The organism is Streptomyces mesophilus (assembly GCF_011044995.1).
In the GTDB taxonomy this organism is placed as follows: domain Bacteria; phylum Actinomycetota; class Actinomycetes; order Streptomycetales; family Streptomycetaceae; genus Streptomyces; species Streptomyces mesophilus.
This window is the reverse complement of sequence record NZ_JAAKZW010000054.1, coordinates 1-22977: the sequence shown is the minus strand read 5'-3', so window position 1 is coordinate 22977 and position 22977 is coordinate 1. Positions and strand designations below refer to the sequence as shown.

20 protein-coding genes and 5 tRNA genes are annotated in these 22977 nt (G+C 69.1%); 12 read left to right on the top strand and 13 right to left on the bottom strand.

Annotated features, from left to right (window positions below; all coding sequences use genetic code 11):
• Position 1: 1 nt before the first annotated feature.
• The gene (leuC, locus tag G6045_RS15755) at positions 2–1435 is read right to left on the bottom strand and encodes a 3-isopropylmalate dehydratase large subunit (protein ID WP_165332569.1); all 1434 of its coding nucleotides are present in this window, start codon (positions 1433–1435) and stop codon (positions 2–4) included.
• A gap of 185 nt (positions 1436–1620) precedes the next feature.
• On the opposite strand from leuC, the gene ndgR reads away from it, so the two are divergent.
• Positions 1621–2337 (top strand): IclR family transcriptional regulator NdgR, encoded by a 717-nt coding sequence (ndgR, locus tag G6045_RS15750; RefSeq protein ID WP_147988306.1) that lies wholly within the window; start codon positions 1621–1623, stop codon positions 2335–2337.
• A gap of 117 nt (positions 2338–2454) precedes the next feature.
• On the opposite strand, the gene G6045_RS15745 is transcribed toward ndgR, so the two are convergent.
• The gene (locus tag G6045_RS15745; RefSeq protein WP_165332568.1) at positions 2455–2940 is read right to left on the bottom strand and encodes a DUF4188 domain-containing protein; all 486 of its coding nucleotides are present in this window, start codon (positions 2938–2940) and stop codon (positions 2455–2457) included.
• 85 nt (positions 2941–3025) lie between these two features.
• Here G6045_RS15745 and G6045_RS15740 point away from each other — a divergent pair, with 85 nt between their 5' ends.
• Complete coding sequence (locus tag G6045_RS15740; protein ID WP_165332583.1) at positions 3026–3667, top strand: MerR family transcriptional regulator; 642 nt, start codon at positions 3026–3028, stop codon at positions 3665–3667.
• Between the two features lie 81 nt (positions 3668–3748).
• On the opposite strand, the gene G6045_RS15735 is transcribed toward G6045_RS15740, so the two are convergent.
• The 9 genes from G6045_RS15735 to G6045_RS15695 form a co-directional block, all read right to left on the bottom strand.
• Positions 3749–3821 (bottom strand) — tRNA-Glu (locus G6045_RS15735).
• Between the two features lie 36 nt (positions 3822–3857).
• Positions 3858–3929, bottom strand: a tRNA-Gln gene (locus G6045_RS15730).
• 24 nt (positions 3930–3953) lie between these two features.
• Positions 3954–4026, bottom strand: a tRNA-Glu gene (locus G6045_RS15725).
• 62 nt (positions 4027–4088) lie between these two features.
• A tRNA-Glu gene (locus G6045_RS15720) sits at positions 4089–4161 on the bottom strand.
• 43 nt (positions 4162–4204) lie between these two features.
• Positions 4205–4276: transfer RNA gene (locus G6045_RS15715), tRNA-Gln, on the bottom strand.
• An 86-nt stretch (positions 4277–4362) separates the two neighbouring features.
• Positions 4363–5061: an HAD family hydrolase gene (locus G6045_RS15710; RefSeq protein ID WP_165332567.1), complete on the bottom strand. Its 699-nt coding sequence runs from the start codon at positions 5059–5061 to the stop codon at positions 4363–4365.
• Between the two features lie 131 nt (positions 5062–5192).
• Positions 5193–6686 carry a glutamate--tRNA ligase gene (gene gltX / locus G6045_RS15705; RefSeq protein ID WP_165332566.1) on the bottom strand — a complete coding sequence of 498 codons (1494 nt, stop codon included), beginning with the start codon at positions 6684–6686 and terminating at the stop codon, positions 5193–5195.
• Positions 6679–7452 (bottom strand): fumarylacetoacetate hydrolase family protein, encoded by a 774-nt coding sequence (locus G6045_RS15700; protein WP_165332565.1) that lies wholly within the window; start codon positions 7450–7452, stop codon positions 6679–6681. The genes gltX and G6045_RS15700 overlap by 8 nt, the downstream gene beginning before the upstream one ends.
• Positions 7453–7586: 134 nt before the next feature.
• The gene (locus tag G6045_RS15695) at positions 7587–7811 is read right to left on the bottom strand and encodes a hypothetical protein (RefSeq protein ID WP_328707790.1); all 225 of its coding nucleotides are present in this window, start codon (positions 7809–7811) and stop codon (positions 7587–7589) included.
• A gap of 586 nt (positions 7812–8397) precedes the next feature.
• On the opposite strand from G6045_RS15695, the gene G6045_RS15690 reads away from it, so the two are divergent.
• The 8 genes from G6045_RS15690 (at position 8398) to G6045_RS15655 (ending at position 18760) form a co-directional block, all read left to right on the top strand.
• Positions 8398–11973, top strand: coding sequence for a sensor histidine kinase (locus G6045_RS15690; RefSeq protein ID WP_165332564.1), 3576 nt, complete (start codon positions 8398–8400; stop codon positions 11971–11973).
• A 9-nt stretch (positions 11974–11982) separates the two neighbouring features.
• A complete protein-coding gene (locus G6045_RS15685; protein ID WP_165332563.1) occupies positions 11983–12396 on the top strand; it encodes a roadblock/LC7 domain-containing protein in 414 nt (137 codons plus the stop codon).
• A gap of 104 nt (positions 12397–12500) precedes the next feature.
• Positions 12501–12905 carry a DUF742 domain-containing protein gene (locus tag G6045_RS15680; RefSeq protein WP_165332562.1) on the top strand — a complete coding sequence of 135 codons (405 nt, stop codon included), beginning with the start codon at positions 12501–12503 and terminating at the stop codon, positions 12903–12905.
• Positions 12886–13467, top strand: coding sequence for a GTP-binding protein (locus tag G6045_RS15675; protein WP_165332561.1), 582 nt, complete (start codon positions 12886–12888; stop codon positions 13465–13467). The genes G6045_RS15680 and G6045_RS15675 overlap by 20 nt, the downstream gene beginning before the upstream one ends.
• A 396-nt stretch (positions 13468–13863) precedes the next feature.
• Entirely contained in the window at positions 13864–17109 is a 3246-nt protein-coding gene (locus G6045_RS15670) for a sensor histidine kinase (protein ID WP_328707789.1), read from the top strand.
• A 10-nt stretch (positions 17110–17119) separates the two neighbouring features.
• Complete coding sequence (locus G6045_RS15665) at positions 17120–17533, top strand: roadblock/LC7 domain-containing protein (protein ID WP_093608336.1); 414 nt, start codon at positions 17120–17122, stop codon at positions 17531–17533.
• A 92-nt stretch (positions 17534–17625) separates the two neighbouring features.
• Complete coding sequence (locus G6045_RS15660; protein ID WP_165332559.1) at positions 17626–18198, top strand: DUF742 domain-containing protein; 573 nt, start codon at positions 17626–17628, stop codon at positions 18196–18198.
• On the top strand, positions 18179–18760 hold the full coding sequence (locus G6045_RS15655; RefSeq protein WP_093607982.1) for a GTP-binding protein: 582 nt from the start codon (positions 18179–18181) through the stop codon (positions 18758–18760). The genes G6045_RS15660 and G6045_RS15655 overlap by 20 nt, the downstream gene beginning before the upstream one ends.
• 162 nt (positions 18761–18922) lie before the next feature.
• Here the strand turns inward: G6045_RS15655 and G6045_RS15650 are convergent, their stop codons facing one another.
• Entirely contained in the window at positions 18923–19126 is a 204-nt protein-coding gene (locus G6045_RS15650; protein ID WP_165332558.1) for an acyl-CoA carboxylase subunit epsilon, read from the bottom strand.
• Between the two features lie 49 nt (positions 19127–19175).
• Positions 19176–20768: an acyl-CoA carboxylase subunit beta gene (locus G6045_RS15645; protein WP_165332557.1), complete on the bottom strand. Its 1593-nt coding sequence runs from the start codon at positions 20766–20768 to the stop codon at positions 19176–19178.
• Between the two features lie 293 nt (positions 20769–21061).
• On the opposite strand from G6045_RS15645, the gene G6045_RS15640 reads away from it, so the two are divergent.
• Both G6045_RS15640 and G6045_RS15635 read left to right on the top strand, forming a co-directional pair.
• Positions 21062–21670 (top strand): YceI family protein, encoded by a 609-nt coding sequence (locus tag G6045_RS15640; protein ID WP_165332556.1) that lies wholly within the window; start codon positions 21062–21064, stop codon positions 21668–21670.
• 91 nt (positions 21671–21761) lie between these two features.
• Positions 21762–22922, top strand: a complete 1161-nt coding sequence (locus G6045_RS15635) for an epoxide hydrolase family protein (RefSeq protein ID WP_165332555.1) — start codon at positions 21762–21764, stop codon at positions 22920–22922.
• Positions 22923–22977: the final 55 nt, after the last annotated feature.

Genomic DNA, 22977 nt, shown 5'->3' with positions numbered 1-22977 from the left:
ATCAGACTCCAGCGGGCGTACGGGCGTCGGCTTCGGACAGGTCGGCGGGCGAGGCCAGATGGCCAAGGACCGCGGTGGCGGCGGCGACCTGGGGCGAGACCAGGTGGGTGCGGCCGCCCTTGCCCTGCCGGCCCTCGAAGTTGCGGTTGGAGGTGGACGCGGAGCGCTCGCCGGGGGCGAGTTGGTCCGGGTTCATGCCCAGACACATCGAGCAGCCCGCGTGCCGCCATTCGGCGCCGGCCTCCTTGAACACCTTGTCCAGGCCCTCGGATACGGCCTGCAGACCCACACGGGCGGAGCCGGGGACGACCAGCATCCGTACACCGTCGGCGATTTTGCGGCCCTCGACGATCGCGGCGGCGGCGCGCAGGTCCTCGATACGGCCGTTGGTGCAGGAACCGACGAAAACGGTGTCGACCTTGATGTCGCGCAGCGCCTGTCCGGCCTCCAGACCCATGTACTCCAGGGCCTTTTCGGCCGCGTGGCGCTCCGAAGCGTCTTCGTACGAAGCAGGATCGGGGACGTTCGCCGTCAGGGGCGCGCCCTGGCCGGGGTTGGTGCCCCAGGTGACGAACGGCGCGAGTTCTTCCGCCTTGATGACGACCTCGGCGTCGAACACCGCGTCCTCATCGGTCTTCAGGGTCTTCCAGTACGCCACGGCGGCGTCCCAGTCCTCGCCCTCGGGGGCGTGGTCGCGGCCCTTGATGTAGTCGAAGGTGGTCTCGTCGGGGGCGATCATGCCCGCGCGGGCACCGGCCTCGATCGACATGTTGCAGATGGTCATCCGGGCTTCCATCGAGAGCTTCTCGATGGCGGGGCCGCGGTATTCGAGGATGTAGCCCTGGCCGCCGCCGGTGCCGATCTTCGTGATGATGGCGAGGATCAGGTCCTTCGCGGAGACACCGTCGGGCAGTTCGTCGCCCTCGACCGTGATGGCCATGGTCTTGGGGCGGGCGAGCGGCAGCGTCTGCGTGGCGAGCACGTGCTCGACCTGCGAGGTGCCGATGCCGAACGCCAGGGCGCCGAAGGCGCCGTGGGTGGAGGTGTGCGAGTCACCGCAGACGACCGTGGTGCCCGGCTGGGTCAGGCCCAGCTGCGGTCCCACGACGTGGACGACGCCCTGCTCGACGTCGCCGAGCGAGTGCAGGCGTACGCCGAAGTCGGCCGCGTTCTTGCGCAGCGTCTCCAGCTGGACGCGCGAGACGGGGTCCGCGATGGGCTTGTCGATGTCGAGGGTGGGGGTGTTGTGGTCCTCGGTCGCGATGGTGAGGTCGAGGCGCCGCACCTGCCGGCCGCTCTTGCGGAGGCCGTCGAAGGCCTGGGGGCTGGTCACCTCGTGCAGCAGGTGCAGATCGATGTAGAGGAGGTCGGGCTCGCCCTCGGCGCGCCGGACGACGTGGTCGTCCCAGACCTTCTCCGCGAGTGTCCTACCCATCGCTTTCCCTCCGGCCGGCCATCAGCGCCCGGCTCAACTAGAGATGTGTGGCGGCTACGTCCGTTCCCCACGTACCGGACGTCCACCGCCGGGCCCATGCTTTCCGGCCCGTCGTCCGTACAGGGTGGCAAGTTCCTGGAAAATTTGAACTTGCGTTTCACAGAGTGAGACGCGAATATCGACGCATGGACAACTCTAGCGGCGTCGGCGTTCTCGACAAGGCGGCTCTGGTCTTGAGCGCTCTGGAGTCCGGTCCGGCCACCCTCGCAGGGCTGGTCGCGGCCACCGGACTCGCACGACCCACGGCACACCGCCTTGCCGTGGCCCTTGAACACCACCGCATGGTGGCGCGTGACATGCAGGGGCGTTTCATTCTCGGCCCCCGGCTCTCGGAGCTCGCCGCGGCGGCCGGCGAGGACCGCCTGCTCGCGACCGCGGGCCCGGTCCTGACCCACCTGCGCGATGTGACGGGCGAGAGCGCCCAGCTCTACCGCCGCCAGGGCGACATGCGCATCTGCGTCGCCGCGGCCGAGCGTCTGTCCGGCCTTCGGGACACCGTCCCGGTCGGTTCGACGCTGACCATGAAGGCCGGCTCCTCCGCGCAGATCCTGATGGCCTGGGAGGAGCCCGAGCGCCTCCACCGCGGCCTGCAGGGCGCGCGCTTCACGGCCACGGCACTTTCCGGCGTACGGCGCCGGGGCTGGGCCCAGTCGATCGGCGAGCGCGAACCGGGCGTCGCCTCGGTCTCGGCGCCGGTGCGCGGCCCGTCCAACCGCGTGGTCGCGGCCGTCTCGGTCTCCGGACCGATCGAGCGCCTGACCCGCCACCCGGGCCGTATGCACGCCCAGGCCGTCATCGACGCGGCCGCCCGCCTCTCCGAAGCGCTGCGCCGCTCGGGCTGAGCCCACCCCTGTCCGTACGGAAGGTCCGCCTCAACGCCGCGGCGGACCCTCCGAGTTGATGCCCCACCGTCCATGGGGCGCCCCTGATTCCCGTACGACCTCTCCAGACGAAATTCCTCAAGCCGCCTTCAGCCGGTCGGCCGCGCGATCCCCGCGACGGCCGACCGGCTGAGTGCCGTAAGCGGCACCCAGACCGAACTCCGGCATGTTCACGTAGACGTTCTCGTAACGGCCCTCGGGCACCAGATAGGTCTCGTGCCAAATGCCCACCGCTCCCCCGGCGTTGCGCGCGCTGCGGTTGTAAGCGGTCCAGGCCGGCCGGTGCGCCTTTCCGGCATCCATCGCGTACGCGAGGAGCTTCTCCTTCGACTCCCAGTACTGGACGATGTACGGCAGTCGCGGGCCGCCGAACAGCAACCGGTAACCGAGCAGCCCGGACTCCTTGTCCCGGGACAGCTCCCGCAGCATCGGCGGCATGGCCCGGAACACCGGGAGCCAACTGCGCACCGCCCGCCACTTGTTGATCCGCATCCCGATATGGAAGACGACGATGTCACCCTCGGCGGCCGCGGTCCTGCGCTCTGTGATCACTTCGGTGCTCATGAGGTCCCCTCCTCGATGAGTGTTGGATAGCGTCGCTATCCATGCTTGGATAGTGCCACTCCCCAACGAAGGGCGCAAGGGCGATATGAAACTTGCGGAACTGAGCGAGCGCAGCGGCGTCTCCACGGCCACGATCAAGTACTACCTGCGCGAGGGCCTGCTGCAGCCAGGACGCCGGATCACCGCCACCCAGGCCGAGTACGGCGAGGAGCATCTGCGCCGGCTGCGCCTTGTCCGTGCGCTGATCCAGGTGGGCCGCGTCCCGGTGAGCACGACCCGCGAGGTGCTCTCCGCGCTCGGCGACGACTCCCTCGACCAGCACAGCCGGATCGGCGTCGCGGTCCAGGCGCTCCCCCACGCACCCCTGCCCGCCGAGGACGACCCGGCGACCGAGCACGCACGCCACGAGGTGGCGAAGCTCTTCGAGCGCCTCGACTGGGACGACTCCCGTGGCTCAGGGCCCAGTTCACCGTCGTACGGGACCCTGCTGACCGCGGTCGCCGCGCTGACCCGGCTCGGATACCCCTGCGGGGTCGAGGAGTTGCTGCCGTACGCCCGCGCGGTGTCCCAACTGTCGGTGACCGAGCTGGACTTGGTCGCGCGCTTCCCCGACGAGGAGCGGGTGGAGGCGGCGGTCGCCCTGACGGTCCTCTACGAACCGGTACTTCTCAGCCTGCGCCGGCTCGCGGAGACCGATGAATCGGGGCGCCGGTTCATGAATACGTAGCGGAATAGCCGGCTTCTGCGGGAATTGCGCACATTCGGATACGCGAAAGGCCCTCCCCGAAGGGAGGGCCTTTCGTTTGCGTACCCCCGACCGGATTCGAACCGGCGCTACCGCCTTGAGAGGGCGGCGTGCTAGGCCGCTACACAACGGGGGCTTGCTGACTGCCTTGATTCTTGCGGCAGTTACTGCGCTGGGCTACCAGGACTCGAACCTAGAACAAAGGAACCAGAAACCTTCGTGTTGCCAATTACACCATAGCCCACTAGTGGTCTAGACCAGACCACAGTACCCCCGACCGGATTCGAACCGGCGCTACCGCCTTGAGAGGGCGGCGTGCTAGGCCGCTACACAACGGGGGCCCTAGCGATCCTGCATTGAGATCAGGGGGAGCTACCCACACTGTCCTCACGGGAAGGATCTGTACCCCCGACCGGATTCGAACCGGCGCTACCGCCTTGAGAGGGCGGCGTGCTAGGCCGCTACACAACGGGGGCCTTGCGGATCGATGATCCGCGGGTTGCAGATGAGCTCTGCGAGCTGGCCTACCTGGACTCGAACCAAGACTAACGGAACCAGAAACCGTCGTGCTGCCAATTACACCATAGGCCAACAAAACGCAATCCCCGTCAGGGATCTTGTTCTGTGGTGTGCGTCTCCCGCCGGGCTTTCCCCCTGCGAGCGGCGCAGGAAGAACATTACCCGAAGGTGTCCGGCGCTCCAAAACGGGTTTGGCCCGCGAGTACGGCCGGGAGCTGGTCGAGACCGGTGATCCGGACCAGTTCGGGCCGGCCGCCCTGTCCGGAGCGGTCCAGCCAGATGCCCTTGAGGCCCGCCTCGACCGCTCCGCGCGCGTCCGTGTCGGGCTGGTCCCCTACGTACGCGACCTCGTGCGGGGCGAGGTCCAGCGCGTCGCAGGCGGCGTGGAACGCGGCCGCTTCCGGCTTGGCGACCCCCAGTTCGGCCGCGCACAGGACGGCCTCGAAGCGGTCGCGTACGCCGAGGGTGCGCAATTTGCGGTCCTGGTTGAGCAGCGAGGAGTTGGACAGGACGCCGTGCCGGTAGATGTCGGCGAGGGCATCGAGCGCGGGGACCGTGTCGGGGAAGAGCGCCCAGGCGGCCTCGTAGTGACCGAGGTAACGCTCGAACCAGTCGTCCGCCTCGGCGTCGGTGAGCGTACGCCCGGTGAAATCGCGGACGCGGTCGCGGCGCTGCCCCTCCCAGCCGACCAGGCCCGCCTCGAAGCGGGCCCAGTGCTCGCGGGTGATCCGCTTCCAGTCGTCGAGGGTGCGGGTGGTGAGGCCTTCGGCGGTGAGGTGGGCCCGCATGCCGACGGTGTCGGCCGAGGCGTAGTCGAAGATCGTGTCGTCGATGTCCCAGACGATGGCTTTGATCATGCGTTCCCCGTGGCTTCCGTCGTCGGTCGGTTCAGGCCCGAACGTACGCGAAAAGGCCCGGAAACCGTGATGGTTCCGGGCCTTTCGCTCGCTTACGGGACGCGCGTACGAGCCTCGCGTACGAGAAGGCGTTACGCGGCCAGCTTCGCCAGGGCCGCGTCGATGCGGGCCAGGCTCTTGTCCTTGCCCAGGATCTCCAGGGACTCGAAGAGCGGCAGACCGACCGTGCGGCCGGTGACGGCGACGCGGACCGGGGCCTGGGCCTTGCCGAGCTTGAGGCCGTGCTCCTCGCCGGCGGCCAGGACCGCGTTCTTGAGGGACTCCTGGTCCGACCAGTCGGCGGTGTCGAGCCCCGCGCGAGCCGTGGTGAGCAGGGCCACCGGGTCGCCCTTCATCGCCTTCGTCCAGGAGCCCTCGTCCTCGACCGGCTCCTGGCGGAACAGGAAGTCCACGTTGGCCGTGATGTCCGAGAGGACCTGCACACGGGTCTGCGCGTGCGGGGCGATGGCCTCCCACTTGGCCTGGTCGAAGTCCTCGGGCGCCCAGTTGGCGTGCGGGGCCTTCAGCCAGGGCTCGCAGGCGGCCGTGAAGGCCTTCACGTCGAGCATGCGGATGTGGTCGGCGTTGATCGCCTCGGCCTTCTTCAGGTCGAAGCGGGCCGGGTTGGCGTTGACGTCCGCGATGTCGAACTTCTCGATCAGGTCCTGGACCGAGAAGACGTCCTGGTCGGCCGAGAACGACCAGCCGAGCAGGGACAGGTAGTTGAGGAGGCCCTCGGGCAGGAAGCCGCGCTCGCGGTACAGGTTCAGGGAGGCCTGCGGGTCGCGCTTGGAGAGCTTCTTGTTGCCCTCGCCCATCACGTACGGGAGGTGCCCGAAGGCCGGGATCGTCTTGGCGAAGCCCAGCTCGATCAGCGCCTTATAGAGCGCGATCTGACGGGGGGTCGAGGAGAGCAGGTCCTCGCCGCGCAGGACGTGGGTGATCTCCATCGCCGCGTCGTCGACCGGGTTGACCAGGGTGTACAGCGGGGCGCCGTTGGCGCGCACGATGCCGTAGTCCGTGACGTTCTCGGCCTGGACGGTGATCTCGCCGCGCACCAGGTCGGTGAAGGTGGTCGCCTCGTCGGGCATGCGGAAGCGGACGATGTGGACCCGGCCCTCGGCCTCGTACGCCTGCTTCTGCTCGGCGCTCAGGTCACGGCAGTGGCCGTCGTAGCCGGAGGGCTTGCCGGCGGCACGGGCGGCCTCGCGGCGGGCGTCCAGCTCCTCGGTGGTGCAGTAGCAGGGGTACGCGTACCCGCCCTCGATGAGCTTGGCCGCGACCTCCTTGTACAGGTCCATGCGCTGCGACTGGCGGTACGGGGCGTGCGGGCCGCCCACCTCCGGGCCCTCGTCCCAGGTCAGGCCGAGCCAGCGCATCGAGTCGAGGAGCTGCTCGTAGGACTCCTCGGAGTCACGGGCCGCGTCGGTGTCCTCGATGCGGAAGACCATGGTGCCGCCGTTGTGCCGGGCGAAGGCCCAGTTGAACAGGGCGGTGCGGACCAGGCCCACGTGCGGGTTGCCGGTCGGCGAGGGACAGAAACGGACGCGGACGTTCGCGTCTGCGCCGTTTGCGGAGTTAGCCACGCTTGATCACCTTGTTGGTGAGAGTGCCGATGCCTTGGATGGTGACGGCGACCTCGTCGCCGACGTTGAGGGGACCGACGCCCGCGGGGGTGCCGGTCAGGATGACGTCGCCCGGGAGTAGGGTCATCGCCTCGGTGATGTTGACGATCAGATCCTCGATGGAGTGGATCATCTGGCTCGTCGAGCCGAGCTGACGCTGTTCGCCGTTGACCGTGCACTGGATCGCGAGGTCGCTCGGGTCGAGTTCGGTCTCGACCCAGGGGCCGATGGGGCACGAGCTGTCGAAGCCCTTGGCCCTGGCCCACTGCTTCTCGCGCTTCTGTACGTCGCGGGCGGTGACGTCGTTGGCGCAGGTGTAGCCGAAGATGACGTCCTTGACGCGTTCGCGCGGGACCTCGCGGCACATGCGGCCGATGACGACGGCGAGCTCGGCCTCGTGGTGCAGCTCGTTCGAGAACGACGGGTACTCGATGGGGTCGCCGTCGCCGACCATCGACGTGGTCGGCTTGAAGAACGCCCACGGGACGTCGGCGGGCTCGTTGCCGAGCTCCTTGGCGTGGTCCGCGTAGTTGCGGCCGAACGCGACGATCTTGTTGCCGATCACCGGCGGCAGCAGGCGGACCTTGCCGAGCGGTACTTTGACGCCGCTGAGCTCGAAGTCCGCGTAAGGGATGCCCTTGATGATGTCGAGCACGGGGCCCTCGGGGCCCTCCTCGACCGCGCCGAAGGCGACATTGCCGTCGATGGAGAATCTGGCGATGCGCACGGAAGCCTCTTGATTCCTGCTGGCGGGGTGTGGGGGCGCCGCCCCCACGGGTACGCCGCGCACACAGCACTGACAATGCGCCGAGCCGCCACGATCCAGGCGGGGCGTGGGGCGGCAGCCCCACAAGGCTACTTCTACTTGGCGGCGACCGCGTCCGCCACGGTGATCACGACCGGCTCCGGGGTGGCCGGGGCGTTCTGCAGGACCGTACGGCGGGGGTTGGCCGTGTTGGTGGGCAGCTCGGTGGTGTGCTCGGCGGGCTGCAGACCGTCGAGGTCCGTCGCGTCCGTGAGGTGCGCCAGGGTCGTGCGGCGCGGATTGGCTATACGGAACATCGGCGTCGTCTTCACGTTCTTCACGGCTGAACTGACCTCGGGTCTCTACTGGGTCTCTACTGGATGCGGCTGCCTGTGCGGCCGCTTGACGAACAGGCCATCCCTGTAAAGCGTCAGGCTAAACATGTGAATTCCCCCCGCCGCCGGGTTCCCCCCTTGATCAGCGTGTGAGTTTGCTCACCAGGGAGCGGATGAATCGGGCATAACGGAGTGTCAACTGTCCGGTGAAGATCGGACATTGCGTAGCTGAACCCATCATTCCGATTCTGATCATGGCGACTGGGACACCCCCTCCCCGTAAGCAGTTCCTAAGGAAATGTCCGCTATCCCATGGATCCCGCTCTACACCTGGTGACACCATCCTCACATGGCGTCACGCAGGTCACGGCCCGATACCCGGCCCTTGTTGGAGATCCTGCACTGTGCTGGAATTCCCGGGACCGCCGCAGATATGAGCCGGCGCGCATGGCGCAACGCAGCGTCGAGCAGCGGCGGGAGAAGGGGGAGACGCGCCGGTCACTGACGACCACCGGGGCCTTCTCGCCCCAAAACGCCGACACCGTCCCGCCGTTCGCGCGGAGGGACGCCTGGTCCAGAGGTTGCGACGCTAGTGCAGGGACGTTTCAAGAGGGATGGCTCGGGCTCTGCCCAGGGCCGCCAGACCGGAGGGGTGGCCGAGCCGGAGCTGCGCGCCGGGACCGGCCCCACCACAGGCAACTCCGCACCCCCGCACGCCTCGGGCTCCTCACCGGCCGGTGACGCCGAGCGCTCCGCGGGAGGTGCCGCGGCAGGCGGTGCGACCACACCTGCCCTGGCCGCCGCGCGCAAGGGCCCCGGCCCGCGCGTAGCCCTGCGCAACTGGCGTATCTCCACGCGTCTGGTGTCGCTGCTCGCGCTGCCCGTGGTCGCGGCCACGTCGCTCGGCGCGCTGCGTATCAACACGTCCATGGACGAGATCGAGCAGCTCGACAGCATGAAGCTGCTGACCGAGATGACGAAGGAGGCGACCGAGCTCGCGAACGCGCTCCAGGAGGAGCGCGACGAGTCGGCCGGTCCGCTGTCCACCGGGTCGCCGAGGACCTCGCCCGAGATCGAGGGCCTCTACGACAAGACGGAGACCGCTCAGAAGCAGTTCCTGTCGGCGACGCAGGGGTTCGACGAGAACCGTGACGACCGGGCGCTGGATACGGTCCGCAGCAGCCTCACGCGTATCGCGGGCCAGCTCAACGACATCAAGAACATCCGGAACGACGCGTACCAGGACGAGACCTCCAGCTCGCAGACGGTCAGCGCGTACAACCGGCTCATCGAGCAGCTGCTCGACCTGTCGCGCGACATGGCGCTCGCCACGAGCAACCCGGCGATCATCGAGCGGACCCGGATCCTGTCGTCGTTCTCCGCCGCCAAGGAGTACGCGTCGATCCAGCGGGCGATCATCTCGGCCGCCCTGCCCGACAGCAACAAGGAGCGCGGCGAGCTCTCCCCGACCGACCGCGAATACGGCAAGGCGGCGCTCGAGGACGAGGCCCTCGCGCTCGGCAACGTGAAGCGGGAGTACGCCGCCACCGGCGAGGACTCGGTCGAACTCCTCGCTCCGATCGACAACAAGCCCATCGTCAAGGAGACCAACCAGTACGCGGGGCGCGTCCTGGGGCAGCCGACCGGTCTCAAGAGCGAGGAGTTCCGCTCCTACAAGGACTGGAGCGACGACGCCAGCACCAAGATCGTGGCCATGGGCCTGATCGAGCGGCAGCTGCTCGACGACATGGAGCAGACCGCCCGTGAGCTGCGTCAGGACTCCGAGCAGGAAGCCATCCTCAACGGTGCGCTGATCCTCCTCGTCCTCGGCATATCCCTCGTGGGCGCCTTCGTCGTGGCCCGGTCCATGATCCGGTCGCTGCGCCGCCTGCAGGACACCGCGACCAAGGTCGCCCAGGACCGGCTGCCCGAGCTGGTCAAGCAGCTCTCCGAGTCCGACCCGCAGGACATCGACACCTCCGTCGAGTCCGTCGGTGTGCACTCCCGGGACGAGATCGGCCAGGTGGCCGCGGCCTTCGACGACGTGCACCGCGAGGCCGTCCGTCTGGCCGCCGAGCAGGCGCTGCTGCGAGGCAACGTCAACGCGATGTTCACCAACCTCTCGCGCCGTTCGCAGGGCCTCATCCAGCGTCAGCTCTCGCTCATCTCCGAGCTGGAGTCCCGCGAGGCCGACCCGGACCAGCTGTCCTCGCTGTTCAAGCTCGACCACCTCGCGACCCGCATGCGCCGTAACGGTGAGAACCTGCTCGTTCTCGCCGGTGAAGAGCCCGGCCGCCGCTGGACCCGCCCGGTCCCGCTGGTCGACGTGCTCCGCGCCGCCGCCTCCGAGGTGGAGCAGTACGAGCGCATCGAGCTGTCCTCCGTGCCGGCGACCGAGGTCGCGGGCCGCGTGGTCAACGACCTCGTGCACCTGCTCGCCGAGCTGCTCGAGAACGCCACCTCGTTCTCCTCGCCGCAGACCAAGGTCAAGGTGACCGGTCACGCGCTGCCCGACGGCCGCGTGCTGATCGAGATCCACGACACCGGTATCGGCCTCTCGCCCGAGGACCTCGCGGCGATCAACGAGCGGCTCGCGTCGCCGCCCACCGTGGACGTCTCGGTCTCGCGCCGCATGGGTCTGTTCGTGGTCGGCCGTCTTTCGCAGCGTCACGGCATCCGTATCCAGCTGCGTCCTTCGGACTCCGGCGGTACGACCGCGCTCGTCATGCTGCCCGTCGATGTCGCCCAGGGCGGCAAGAAGGCCCCGTCCTCTCCCGGTGCGGGTGCGGGCGGCGGTATCGCCCAGGCGGCGGCCGGTGCCGCGGCCGCGCGTCAGCAGACCGCGGGTAACCAGTCCGCCGGACGGCTCGCCGCTCCCCCGCAGCGCAGCCAGGTCGCGGGCTCCGGCCCGCGGGCGGCGCTGCCCGGCCGTGACGGCGGACCTTCCGCACCGCGGCCCAACGCCCCGCAGGGCAACCCGCAGCAGGGCAACAACTTCGGCGGGCCCCGCGGCGGTGCGCCGGCCGGCCGCGGCGGCAACGCTCCGCAGCAGCCCGCCGCTCCTCAGCAGCAGCCCCAGCGCGCTCGTGGCGAGGGCCGCCCCCAGGACGGCCGTCAGCTGCCGCCCATGGGCGGACCGCGTGCCGAGCTGCCCGGTGGCAACCCCCAGGCGCGTACGCCCAGTTGGGGCAAGGACATCCCGCAGGAGCAGCCGCGCGGGCACGAGGAGCCGGAATCCACCGGGCTCTTCGGGCGCCCCGGAGCGGGCCGCGACGACCGGCAGAACACGCAAGGACCGGGCTCCACGGCCCAGTTCGACCGTCCGGACTTCAACGGTCCGCGCCCGGCCGGGATACCCAACCCGCCCAACCCCGCGCCCCAGCAGCGGCCGCAGGGGCCGGACGGCACCGGTCAGTTCCAGCGCCCCCAGGGCCAGGACAGCACCGGTCAGTTCCAGCGCCCCGGCTCCACCGGCCCGTTCGCGCAGCCCGGGCATCCCGGTCAGCCTTCAGTTCCCGAGCGGCCGCAGGCGCCGCACGGTGGCGCAGGTCAGCGGGACACCGCCGACTTCGCCGTACCGCGTCCGCCCGCGCCGCGTCCGCCGGCCCCGCGTCCGGTGCAGCCGCAGCAGCCCGTACAGCCTCCGGCGCCTCCCCGGCAGCAGGCCGACAGCGACGCATGGGCGCTGCCGCCGGCCGGTCCGGGCGACGGGCGCACTCCGCTGTACGACACCCTGGAAACGAACTGGTTCCGCGAGAACCAGCAGGGCCAGCAGGGCCAGCAGCAGAGTCAGGCTCCGCAGCAGGCACAGGGCCAGCAGGGCCAGGCGCAGGCCCCGGTGCCCCCGCGCCCCCAGCAGGCACCGGCTCAGAGCGCCGCATGGCGCAACTCCCCCAATGACGAGCTCGGCCGCCAGGCCGAGCGGGTGCGTCAGCCCTCCGCGGGCGGCGTCACCACCTCCGGTCTGCCGCGCCGTGTGCCCCGCGCCAACCTCGTGGCGGGCACGGCCGAACAGCAGCAGCACCAGGGCGGCCCGCAGGTCTCCCGCCGTCCCGACGACGTTCGCGGGCGGCTCCAGAATCTGCGGCGCGGCATTCAGCAGGGCCGGCAGGCGGGCTCCGGTGACACCGGCAGCTTCCCCAGCCCCTCTCACCAGCAGGAGCGATAGTTGAGTCCGATGAGCCAGGCAGCACAGAACCTGAACTGGTTGATCACCAACTTCGTGGACAACACCCCAGGGGTGTCACACACGGTGGTGGTCTCCGCCGACGGACTGCTGCTCGCCCTGTCCGAGGGTTTCCCGCGTGACCGCGCGGACCAGCTGGCGGCGGTCGCCTCCGGTCTGACCTCGCTGACCGCGGGTGCGTCGAGGATCTTCGAGGGCGGCAGCGTCGCCCAGACCGTGGTGGAGATGGAGCGCGGCTTCCTCTTCCTCATGTCGATCTCCGACGGTTCCTCGCTCGCCGTACTCGCCCACCCGGACGCCGACATCGGCCTGGTCGGCTACGAGATGGCGCTGCTCGTCGACCGCGCGGGCACGGTCCTCACCCCGGACCTGCGCGCGGAACTGCAAGGCAGCCTGCTGCACTAACGGCCGCGTACATACAAACCGATTCCGTCCGGCCGCCCCCGCGATCCCCCCACCGGCCACATTTCAGACGGCACCGACAACTTGCTGTCCCGCCCGGAGGATTCATGACCCCGCCCACCGCCTCTCACGATCCGTACGGTGCTCAGACCGACTACGGCATGGAGGCCGAGCAGCCGCTGGTACGCCCGTACGCGATGACGGGCGGCCGGACCAGGCCGCGCTACCAGCTGGCCATCGAGGCCCTGGTCAGCACCACGGCCGATCCGATGCAGCTGCAGGGTCTGCTCCCCGAGCACCAGCGCATCTGCCATCTGTGCCGTGAGGTCAAGTCGGTCGCCGAGGTCTCGGCGCTTCTTTCCATGCCGCTCGGCGTGGCCCGGATCCTGGTCGCCGACCTGGCCGAGGCCGGGTTCGTGGCCATCCACCAGGCCGGCGGCGACGAGAACGCCGGCGGCCAGCCTGACGTAACACTGCTCGAGAGGGTGCTCAGTGGACTTCGCAAGCTCTAGCGGCGAGGCCGTACGTTCCACCACCAGCGCGAAGATCGTGGTGGCGGGCGGCTTCGGCGTGGGCAAGACCACGTTCGTCGGCTCCGTCTCGGAGATCAACCCGCTGCGGACCGAGGCCGTGATGACCTCGGCCTCGGCCGGGATCGACGACCTCACGCACACCGGGAACAAGACGACCACCACGGTCGCCATGGACTTCGGCCGTATCACGCTGGACCAGGACCTGATCCTGTACCTCTTCGGTACGCCCGGTCAGGACCGCTTCTGGTTCATGTGGGACGACCTGGTGAAGGGCGCGATCGGCGCCGTGGTCCTCGTGGACACGCGCCGCCTCGCGGACTGCTTCCCGGCCGTGGACTACTTCGAGAACTCCGGTCTGCCGTTCGTCGTCGCCCTGAACGGCTTCGAGGGCCACCAGCCGTATCAGCCGGACGAAGTGCGCGAAGCGCTGCAGATCGGACCGGACACACCGATCATCACGACCGACGCGCGCCACCGTGCGGATGCGAAGTCCGCGCTCATCACGCTCGTGGAGCACGCACTGATGGCGCGTCTGAAGTAGTCACGTACGGGCATCAAGTCGTCCTGGACATACGGAAGTTGCCGTAAGTTGTCTAGGGCCTTGTGTGTGCACCCTGTGTCCTTTGACACGATCCGCCCGTGTGTTCATAACGTTTCGACAGAGAATTCCGGGCCCACCGACACCGCTTGCTGTCACTCGGTATCGCTGCGCTCACAAGAGCCCCGCCTTTTGGCGGGGCTCGCTCTTTATGACCGTTTTATCTGAGGCGCAGGTCACCCGGAATCATTTCTTCCGAACGTTTGGAATCGCCTGCGCTGACGTGCTGGAATGCGCTGAACTGCCCAGTAGTACCGGGCCGGACGCACTGCCCCGAACCCGGGCTGGAAGACGACAGCGGCACAACGTACGTGCCGACGCCGAGAGGTTGTTGGTCGAGTGAGGCGAAGCAAGAGCAGTCCCGAGCCGTCGGCACGGGGCAACTTCACCCCGCCCCAGCGGGAAGTCATGGCTCCCGCGCCCATGCCGGGCCCCGATCCCGCGCCGGCCGGCGGCGGGGGACGGCTGTCCCCGCGCAACTGGCGTGTGCCCGTACGCCTGAACGCGATCCTCCTCATACCCGCCCTGGTCGCCCTCGTCATGGGTGGCTTCCAGGTGAAAGGCTCCATTGACACGTGGAGCGAAGCGCAGGACGCGGAGAAGACGGCGCTCATCGTGCGCGCGGCCGCCGAGTACAGCCATGCGCTGCTCGACGAGCGCGACCTCAGCGCCGCTCCCCTGCTGCTCGGCGAGGGCGACTCCCCTCAGGTCAAGGCGCTCCGGGGCAAGACCGCCACGGCCAAGAAGAAGTTCGACGCCGCCGTCGCGGACATGCCGCAGAACCAGGGCCTCGAGCGCCGGCTGAAGCTCTTCAAGGCGAACGAGACCAAGCTCGAGGACGTACGCAAGAAGGCCTACACGCGGTCGCAGGACCCGCTGAGGACCGAAGAGGCGTACACCGACATCCAGCACTTCCTGATGGAGTTCGCCAACGAGCTGAGCCTGGGCACCGGCAACGTGACGAGCTACGGCCGTACCGTCTACGCCGTCTCGCTCGCCAAGGCCTCCGCCTCACTGCAGCGCTCCATCGGTACGCACATCCTCGTCCGCCCGAGCCAGAAGCCGGCCGACCTGCGCAGCCAGCTGCAGTCGCTCAGCACGTACCGCTACCTGGAGGGCATCGCCATCGGCGAGTACAACTCCAGCGGTACGGAGGCCGACGCCGCGGCCCTCAAAGAGCAGATGACGAAGCAGCAGAAGTCCACCGGCATCGAGCTGCCGCCCGGTGCCGAGGCCGGAGCGCAGCAGTCGCGGCAGTACAGCGCCATGCCGGTGATGGACTTCCAGCTCACTGCGATGGCTACAGCCCTTCAGAACCCGGAGACGGCCGCCAGTACGCTCAAGAAGGCGGGCGTCAGCGCCGACTCCTGGCAGAGGCTCGGCACCGCGAAGATGAACGGCTACGGCGCCATCGAGGACGACCTGATCGACCGGGCCGTCGACGACGCCTCGCAGATCTCCTCCGACGCCGAGCGCGACGCCTACATCAACGGTGCGGTCGTCGTCGTGGCCCTGCTCGCCGCGTTCATCATCGCCGGGCTCATGGCCCGCCAGATGTCGCGCGCGATGCGCCGCCTGCGCACCGCCGCCTTCGACGTGGCCGAGCAGCGCCTTCCGATGCTGGTCGACCAGCTCTCGCGCACCGAGCCGGGCCGGGTGGACACCCGCGTCCAGCCCATCCCGATCACCACGACCGACGAGATCGGCGAGGTGGCCCGCGCCTTCGACCAGGTGCACCGCGAGGCCGTCCGGCTCGCCGCCGAGCAGGCGCTGCTCCGGGGCAACATCAACGCGATCTTCACCAACCTGTCGCGCCGCAACCAGTCCCTGATCGAGGGCCAGCTGACCCTGATCACCGACCTGGAGAACAACGAGGCCGACCCGGACCAGCTGGAGAACCTCTTCCGCCTGGACCACCTGGCGACCCGTATGCGCCGCAACGGCGAGAACCTCCTGGTCCTCGCCGGCGAGGAGCCCGGCCGCCGCTGGGACCAGCCGGTCCCGCTCGTCGACGTGCTGCGCGCCGCCTCCTCCGAGGTGGAGCAGTACGAGCGCATCGAGCTCACCGGCGTCCCGGAGGCCGAGATCCACGGCCGCGCCGTGACCGACCTCGTGCACCTGCTCGCCGAGCTCCTGGAGAACGCCACCACGTTCTCCTCGCCGCAGACCAAGGTCCGCGTCACCGCGACCCGTCTGCCCGACGGCCGCGTGATGATCGAGATCCACGACAAGGGCATCGGCCTCACCGCCGAGGACTTCGCGGACATCAACCACAAGCTGGCCAACCCGCCGACCGTGGACGCCGCGATCTCGCAGCGCATGGGCCTGTTCGTGGTCGGCCGCCTGGCGGACCGACACGGGGTCCGCGTCCAGCTGCGCCCCTCGGGCGAGCAGGCCGGCACGACCTCGCTCGTCATGCTGCCGGACATCATCACGCACGGTGGCGGTGGCTCCCAGCTGCCCGAGAGCGAGTTCACCGTCTCGCAGATGATCCCGCAGCAGCCGTCCTACGAGGCCGCTCCGCTGCGCACCGCCGCGGAGCTCGGCTTCGACGACACCCGCTACGAGCCGGGGGCCCTCACCGAGGAAGCCGTCCGCGAACTCGACCCGGTGGGCCGCTCGCTGATGCGTGAGGAGCGCCGCGCGGCGCTCGAGGCGTCGGCCACCGACGGTGGCCGTCCGCTCTTCCGCGACGAGGTCGACGGCGAGTACGACCAGCAGGGCGCGTACGACCAAAGCGGTGCCTACGACCCGGCGTACGACCAGAACCAGAACTACGCCCAGGACCCGAACGGCTACACCCGGCAGGACGTCTACGAGCCGGTCCCGCAGGGCGCTTACCCGAACCAGGACGGTTACCAGGACTCCGGCTATGCGGAACCTGGTTACGCCGACCCGGCGGGCGCGCAGCAGGACGGCTACGGCGACTACAACGGCCAGGGCGACTGGCAGAACCAGGGCGGCTACCAGGAGCCGTACGAGGGTGGCTACCAGGCCGAACCGGAATCTGTTCCGGGCGCTCCCGCGGGCGACCGCGACCGCGTAGGCTTCGACCGGCAGAGCTCCCAGGGCCCGTCCCCGAGCGCCGTCCACGAGACCACCGACGCCGGCCTTCCGCGCCGCGGCACCCCCGGCGGCGGCAACGGTCAGCAGTGGCCGGGCAGTTCGGGCCAGGGCCAGGGCGGGCTGCCGCAGCGTCCGCTCGCCGGCAACGCGCCGACCGACGGTCCGTCGGCCAACGGCAACAGCGCCGGGGGCAACGGCTCCGACGACTGGCAGTCCGCCAACGACGCGCGCTGGCAGCGGGCCGAGCAGCTCAAGCAGCCGAGGGCGGGCGGGGTCACCCAGTCCGGCCTCCCGCGCCGGGTGCCCCGGGCCAATCTGGTCGAGGGCACCGCGGAGCAGACCCCGCAGGGCGGCCCCCAGGTCTCCCGCGACCCCGAGGAAGTACGGGGCAGGCTGAGCAACCTGCGCCGCGGCGTCCAGCGCGGTCGTGACGCTGGGGGCACCCCCGATCAGAACGGCCAGGCCACAGGGAATCAACACCGTGGCTCAGGCAGCAGCAACTACAACCAGGAGCGTTAGTGTGAGCCCGATGAGCCAGGCGGCGCAGAACCTGAACTGGTTGATCACCAACTTCGTGGACAACACCCCCGGGGTGTCGCACACGGTGGTGGTCTCCGCCGACGGACTCCTTCTGGCGATGTCCGAAGGCTTTCCCCGTGACCGAGCCGACCAGCTGGCGGCCGTCGCCTCCGGTCTGACCTCGCTGACCGCGGGGGCCTCCCGGATCTTCGAGGGCGGCCTCGTGAACCAGACCGTTGTGGAGATGGAGCGAGGATTCCTCTTCCTCATGTCCATCTCGGACGGTTCGTCGCTCGCCGTTCTCGCACACCCCGAGGCGGACATCGGCCTCATTGGGTACGAGATGGCCCTTTTGGTCGACCGCGCGGGCACGGTTCTCACCCCGGACCTGCGTGCGGAGCTCCAGGGGAGCCTTCTCAACTAACAGACAGGCAGTGCGAATTCGCGTCCCCTGGCCTTAAAGTTTCGGGACGCGGCTCCACATGATGGTTCCGGGTAATTCGGAGGAGGAAGCACGTGGCAGGTCCCACACCGCGAGACGGTTCGTCTTCAGGTAACTGGTCGTACGGCCAGGACCAGGGCGAGAACTCGCCCAACCGCTACAACTTCCCCTCCACGCCCAGCCACCAGGAGCGGTACGCACCGCCGCAGCGGCCGCGTGACCCTTATGAGCAGCAGCAGGCGCCCCGGATCCAGCCGGTGCAGCCCACGCCCCGCTCGCCCGAGGCGTCGCCCGGCCGCGCCGCGCACAACCCTCTGGTCCGCCCGTACGCCATGACGGGCGGCCGGACGCGGCCGAGGTACCAGCTGGCCATCGAGGCCCTGGTACACACGACCGCGCAGCCGCACCAGCTCCAGGGCCAGTTGCCCGAGCATCAGCGGATCTGCAACCTGTGCCACGAGATCAAGTCGGTCGCCGAGGTCTCGGCACTTCTCTCCATCCCCCTCGGCGTGGCCCGGATCCTCGTCGCCGACCTGGCGGAAGCCGGTCTTGTGGCCATCCACCAGCCCGGCGGCGACGAGAACGCCGGCGGCCAGCCTGATGTGACACTGCTCGAAAGGGTGCTCAGTGGACTTCGAAAGCTCTAGCGGCGGTGCGGCCCGCTCCACCACCAGCGCGAAGATCGTGGTGGCGGGCGGGTTCGGCGTGGGCAAGACCACGTTCGTGGGCGCCGTCTCGGAGATCAACCCGCTGCGTACCGAGGCCGTGATGACGTCCGCGTCCGCGGGAATCGACGACTTGACGCACACCGGCGACAAGACGACGACGACCGTGGCGATGGACTTCGGCCGTATCACCCTGGACCAGGACCTGATCCTGTACCTCTTCGGTACGCCCGGTCAGGACCGCTTCTGGTTCATGTGGGACGACCTCGTGCGCGGTGCGATCGGTGCGATCGTGCTCGTCGACACGCGTCGGCTCGCGGACTGCTTCCCGGCGGTGGACTACTTCGAGAACTCGGGTCTGCCGTTCGTCATCGCGCTGAACGGCTTCGACGGCCAGCAGCCGTATCAGCCGGACGAGGTCCGTGAGGCCCTCCAGATCGGCCCGGACACTCCGATCATCACGACGGATGCGCGGCACCGCGCGGACGCCAAGTCGGCGCTCATCACGCTGGTCGAGCATGCGCTGATGGCTCGTCTGCGGTAGGTCTTCTCGGGCTGCGGCCCGGTGGCCCCGTTCCCCTGGTGGGGGTGCGGGGCCTTTTTGTTTCGCCTCAAACGCCGGCGGGCCTGACATACGGGGCACGAAGACGCCCCGCACCCCCAGCAAGGGGGCACGGGGCGTACAAGCGCAGTGGCAGGCGGGTGCTCAGCCCTGCCAGGAGTGCGGGGCGCGGAAGCCCGGGGTGCGCTCCAGGCGGCGCCAGCCGGCCTTGTCGCGGCCGCGGGACGGGGCCGGAGCCTCGGGGGCCGCGGCGGCGCGTGCGAGCAGGATCGCCGTGATGGCCGCGAGCTCTTCGGGCTCGGCGTGACCCTTCTCGACGCGAAGGAGGTTCTCGGCAGGAGAAGTCATGGGGTTCGGATCTCCGTAAGGGGTGAGGCAGGAAGTCGGAGGCACCGCGTCACTGCGGCGGGTTGCCGTGCTTGCGCGACGGCAGATCGGCGTGCTTGTTGCGCAGCATCGCCAGGGAGGAGATGAGCACCTGTCGGGTCTCGGACGGGTCGATGACGTCGTCCACGAGACCGCGCTCGGCCGCGTAGTACGGGTGCATCAGCTCGGCCTTGTACTCCTTGACCATGCGCGCCCGCATCGCCTCCGGCTCCTCGGCCGCCGCGATCTGCCGGCGGAAGATGACGTTGGCGGCACCTTCGGCGCCCATCACCGCGATCTCGTTGGTGGGCCAGGCGTAGGTGAGGTCCGCACCGATGGACTGGGAGTCCATGACGATGTAGGCACCTCCGTACGCCTTGCGCAGGATCAGGGAGATCCGGGGCACGGTCGCGTTGCAGTAGGCGTAGAGCAGCTTGGCGCCGTGGCGGATGATTCCACCGTGCTCCTGGTCGACGCCGGGCAGGAAGCCGGGTACGTCCAAAAGGGTGACGATCGGGATGTTGAAGGCGTCACACATCTGGACGAAGCGTGCGGCCTTCTCCGAGGCCTCGATGTCGAGCACGCCCGCGAGGGTCTGCGGCTGGTTGGCGACGATGCCGACCACCTGACCATCCAAACGCGCGAGGGCACAGACGATATTCCGCGCCCAGCGCTCGTGGACCTCGAGGTAGTCGCCGTCGTCGACGAGCTCCTCGATGACCTTGTGCATGTCGTACGGGCGGTTGCCGTCGGCCGGGACCAGGTCGAGGAGCACGTCCGAGCGGCGCTCGGCGGGGTCCTCGGAGGCGACGACCGGCGGGTTCTCGCGGTTGTTCGAGGGCATCATCGAGATCAGGTAGCGGACCTCGGCGATGCAGGTCTCCTCGTCGTCGTACGCGAAGTGCGCGACGCCCGAGGTCTCGGCGTGCACATCCGCGCCGCCGAGTCCGTTCTGCGTGATCTCCTCGCCGGTGACCGCCTTGACGACGTCGGGACCGGTGATGAACATCTGCGAGGTCTCGCGGACCATGAAGACGAAGTCGGTGAGGGCGGGGCTGTAGGCCGCGCCGCCCGCGCACGGGCCGAGCATGACGCTGATCTGCGGGATCACGCCGCTCGCGCGGGTGTTGCGCTGGAAGATGCCGCCGTAGCCGGCGAGCGCGGAGACGCCCTCCTGGATACGGGCGCCGGCGCCGTCGTTGAGGGAGACCAGCGGCGCACCGGCCGCGATGGCCATGTCCATGATCTTGTGGATCTTGGTGGCGTGGGCCTCGCCGAGGGCGCCGCCGAAGATCCGGAAGTCATGCGCGTAGACGAAGACCGTGCGGCCCTCGACCGTGCCCCAGCCGGTGATGACGCCGTCGGTGTAGGGCTTCTTGTTCTCCAGGCCGAATCCGGTCGCCCGGTGCCGGCGCAGCTGCTCGACCTCCTGGAAGGAGCCCGCGTCCAGGAGCAGCTCGATGCGCTCGCGCGCGGTCAGCTTGCCCTTGGCGTGCTGGGCCTCGGTGGCCTTCTCGCTCGGTCCGGCGACGGCCTTGGCACGGATCGCGTGCAGCTCGGCCACGCGGCCACGGGCGTCGGTGGGCTCGCCGCCGGCAAAAGCAGCCTCATCCAAAACGGTCATGTAGTGACCTTACGAAGCACCCATGGGGAAACGGTCCGTCGACTTCGCACAGTCTCCGGCCCGTTTTCCTGGTACCCCCGGACAGAAGCCCACTTCAGTGCAGGGCAACCGACTGCTCAAGGGGTGGCCACGTTGTAGAGGTCACACAATGGCCAAAGGGAGGGGCGGCCCGCGGGCACGTTACGCCACGCGGGTCGCGACACGGGCCCGGACCGGATAGCTGTTGAAAGTTGAACTAAATGGGTCTACTGTCGAAGACATCAAGGGAACCGACCTTCCTCAAGGAGCACGCCATGGGCATCTTCGGCCGCAAGAACGACAGCACCGACACCACGTCCGCCCCCGCCCCGGTCAACCCGGAGCTGGCCGGTCTGACCGGTGACTACACAATCGACCCGGCGCACACGTCGCTCGGGTTCACGGCCCGCCACGCAATGGTCACGAACGTCAAGGGCGCCTTCCTCGACTTCGAGGGCACGCTGCACCTCGACGGCAACGACCCGTCGCAGTCCACCGCCTCGATCGACGTCAAGATGGAGAGCATCGAGACCGGACAGGGCGACCGTGACGGCCACCTCAAGAGCGCGGACTTCTTCGACGTGGAGAAGTACCCGGCGATGACCTTCCGGTCGACCTCGGCCGAGGCGCTGGGCGGCGAGGACTACCGGATCACCGGCGACCTCACCATCAAGGACGTCACCAAGCCGATCTCCATCGACCTGGAGTTCAACGGCGCGGCCAAGGACCCCTTCGGCAACGAGCGCGTCGGCTTCGAGGGCAAGGCCGACCTGCTGCGCTCCGAGTGGGGCCTGACCTGGAACGCGGCCCTGGAGACGGGCGGCGTCCTGGTCTCCGACAAGATCAAGCTGACCTTCGACATCTCGGCGATCCGCCAGGCCTGACCGGCGGCGCGGCGGATTCAGGCCAAGCTGCACAAGCGGATCGCAGCGATCCTGTAGTCGGCGGGCCGAAACGGTGACAAGTGTGGACGGCATGACGTCCACCGGCGAGATCCGCCCCTTCCGCATCGACATACCGCAGGCCGCGTTAGACGACCTGAACGACCGGCTCCGCAGGGCCCGTTGGACCGACGACGGGCCCGGCGAGCCGGGTGAGTACGGGACGAGCACCGACGTGGTGCGGCGCCTGGCCACGTACTGGCGCGACGGCTACGACTGGCGCGCGTGGGAAGCCCGGATCAATGCGCATCCGCAGTTCCTGACGGAGATCGACGGACAGGACATCCACTTCCTGCACGTCCGCTCCCCCGAGCCCGACGCGTTCCCGCTGGTCCTCACGCACGGCTGGCCCGGCTCCTTCGTGGAGTTCCTGGACCTGATCGGGCCGCTCACCGACCCGGCGGCGCACGGCGGCGACCGCGCCGACGCGTTCCACCTGGTCATCCCCTCCCTTCCCGGCTTCGGCTTCTCCGGGCCCACCAAGGACAAGGGCTGGGGCATCACCCGTACGACCAAGGCCTGGGCCGAGCTGATGAGGCGGCTCGGTTACGAGCGGTACGGGGCGGTCGGCAACGACGGCGGGTCGTTCATCTCGCCGCACCTCGGGCGGCTCGCCCCCGAGCACGTCGCCGGCGTCCATGTCACCCAGGTGTTCTCGTATCCCTCGGGCGATCCCGCGGAGTTCGAGCGGCTGTCGGACGACGAGCGGCAGGCGATGGGGATCCTGCAGTGGTTCATGGAGAACAAGCTCTCCTTCAACACCCTGCAGTCACAGCAGCCGCAGACGCTCGCGCACGCGCTGGCCGATTCGCCGGTGGGGCTGCTCGGCTGGAATGTGCAGCTCTTCGCGGCCGGTACGCCCGGTGAGATCGTCCCCGACGACGACTTCATCCTCACGAACGTGGCGCTGTACTGGCTGACGGGGACGGCCGGTTCGGCCATGCGCTTCTACTACGAGATGGCGCACGAGGAAGTGCCCACCACGGGTGGGGCGGCCTCCGAGCCGACGACCGTGCCGCTCGGGGTGGCCTCGTTCGAGGGCGACATGCGGCCGTTCCGTACGTTCGCCGAGCGCGACCACAGCGATATCCGGCAGTGGAACCTGTACAAGGAGCCGGGCGGGCACTATGCGGCCCATATGGAGCCCACGGTGATGTCGCGGGACATCCGGGGGTTCTTCCGCGGGTTGCGGTAGCCGGCGGTGAGGGGCGCACCGACGGGTGCGCCCCTCGGGTCAGAACCCTCCGCCG